At 65.3% G+C, this 1,339-nt stretch carries 2 protein-coding genes; one reads left to right on the plus strand and one right to left on the minus strand.

The window, feature by feature from the left end:
• The first annotated feature begins 79 nt into the window (after positions 1–79).
• On the plus strand, positions 80–406 hold the full coding sequence (locus AB8A24_RS43295; protein ID WP_328964466.1) for a hypothetical protein: 327 nt from the start codon (positions 80–82) through the stop codon (positions 404–406).
• A 50-nt stretch (positions 407–456) separates the two neighbouring features.
• On the opposite strand, the gene AB8A24_RS43300 is transcribed toward AB8A24_RS43295, so the two are convergent.
• Positions 457–1,265 (minus strand): IS5 family transposase gene (locus AB8A24_RS43300; RefSeq protein ID WP_328964465.1). Its coding sequence is split into 2 segments (ribosomal slippage): positions 457–945 and positions 948–1,265, totalling 807 coding nucleotides; the frame shifts between segments, so codons are not numbered across the junction.
• Positions 1,266–1,339: the final 74 nt, after the last annotated feature.

Consider the following 1,339-nt stretch of genomic DNA (forward strand, 5'->3'; position numbering starts at 1 on the left):
GAGCTCGTAACACGATCTTGTGACCTCAGATTCTGCATCGCTGTCACACGGCTGCCTGCTCGCTCGCGATACTTGGACCATGGACAGCTACGAGGGCACCGCGACGCTTGAGTGGTGGGCCAATCGATCGACCTGTCTGGGCAGGCTTCGTGTGCAGGTCGCGGTCCGTGCCGCCGGAGACACCTGGACGTCCGAGGCGACCCTCGAATCTCCCCTGGCCGCGGAGGACAGGGAGAGCTTCGACTTCCTGATGCAGATCGATCCGCACTTCACCCTGCGTTTTGACGACGCGAGCACGCTGCTGGTCAAGGTCGTCGAAGCAGGAGTCGAGGGACGGCTCATCCTCACCGCAGCCGAGGCAGACACTGCAGAGCCGACCGGAACCAGGCACGCACCGCACCAGTAGCCCCAGGGCCTTTCGAGGTGCTGCGCTGCCCGTGATCGCTTGGGGCACGATCAGGAGTGGGTCTTCTTGAGGCGTCTCCAGCAGATGAGGCTGCAGGCCAGGGAGACGAAGGCGTCGTGGAGTTCGGTGCGGCGTTCCCAGCGGACGGCGAGACGTTTGAACTGATGGAGCAGGGCGAAAGTCTGCTCCACGACATAGCGGAGCTTGCCCATGCCCTTGATGTTCGGTGATCCCTTGCGTGAGATGACAGGCAGGATCCGCCGTTGTCGCAGCTCGTCGCGGTGGGCATTGGAGTCGTAGCCCTTGTCACCGAGCAGGGCGTCGGGCCTGCGACGGGGCCGGCCGGGGCGGCCCGCAACAGGCGGGATGCCGTCGACCAGGGCGAGGGTCTGGGTGACATCGTTGACGTTGGCCGCGGTCGTGATGACCTTGAACGGGGTGCCGCGTCCGTCGCAGATCAAGTGGTGCTTGCTGCCGGTCTTCCGCCGGTCGACCGGCGACGGACCGGTGTCGGCACCCCCTTTTTCGCCCGGATGTGGGAACCATCCACGCACGCCCGTGACCAGTCGAGTTCACCGGCCGCGTTCAACTTCGCGAGCAGTACCCGGTGGAGCTGGTCGAAGACCCCGGCCCTCTGCCACCGGTCCAGACGCCGCCAGCAGGTCTGGCCCGAGCTGAACCCCAGCTCCAGCGGCAGCAGTTGCCAGGCTATGTCGTTGTGCAGCACGTACAGAATGCCCTGCAGGCACAACCGGTCCGGAACTGGCCGCGGACCGGGAGCCTTCTCCGGCCACGGCGGCAGCAAGGGCTCGATCAGCGCCCACAAGTCGTCGTCCACGATCCACGGCCGAGTACTCACACCATCGCGAACGGCCAAAACCTCACACCGGTCACGGCCAACCAGGACGTTGCAGCAAGATCGTGTTACGAGCT

It is taken from the genome of Streptomyces sp. BF23-19 (assembly GCF_041106355.1).
Classification (GTDB): Bacteria; Actinomycetota; Actinomycetes; order Streptomycetales; family Streptomycetaceae; genus Streptomyces; species Streptomyces virginiae_A.